1 protein-coding gene is annotated in these 594 nt (G+C 76.9%); it reads right to left on the bottom strand.

Annotation, left to right across the window (positions count from 1 at the left end):
* A partial coding sequence (locus tag LPA54_RS35310) for a 4'-phosphopantetheinyl transferase superfamily protein (protein ID WP_306806592.1) occupies positions 1-594 on the bottom strand: 594 nt, incomplete at both ends.

Raw genomic sequence — 594 nt, 5'->3', positions numbered from 1 at the left:
CGCGTAGCCGGAGGGCACCAGGACGTCGCGCACCGCCCAGCCCGGCGCCGGGTCCGCGGGCGACGGACCCGTGCCCAGGTAGTCGAGCGCGGGGTTGCGCACCAGACCCGTGCCCAGACCCTTGAGGTAGGCCTCCTTGCGCACCCAGGCACGGGTGAACGCGGCCGGCCTGCCGTAGGCGGGCAGTCGCGCCAGCTCGTCCGCCTCCGCCCGGTGCAGCGCCGACTGCGCGCTGAGCATGACCTTGACGGTGGCCAGCTCCTCCACGTCGACCCCGACCGGCGCCGGCGCGAGCGCCACCAGCACCAGACCGCCGCTGTGCGACAGGGAGAAGTGCACCCCCGACGCGGACAGCACCGGCCGCCCGTGCGGCCCGCCGCAGCCCGCGCAGGGCTCACGGGTCAGCGCCAGCGCGTCGGCCCGCACCCCCGTCACGACGCTCAGTACGTTCCGCAGCGCCGCGTGGGCGACCACGTAGGCGTCGCGGTCCCGGCCGTGCCGGAAGGCGCGGGCACGGGCCCGCTCCTCCGCGTCGAGGACCTCGCGGGCGTACCGCAGGGTCCGCGCGTCCTGCTCCGCGACCCGGGCCAGATA

It is taken from the genome of Streptomyces sp. DH12 (genome assembly GCF_020873895.1).
Taxonomy (GTDB): Bacteria; Actinomycetota; Actinomycetes; order Streptomycetales; family Streptomycetaceae; genus Streptomyces.
Note: the sequence above shows the minus strand (reverse complement) of the source record. Positions and strands in the feature narration are given on the sequence as shown.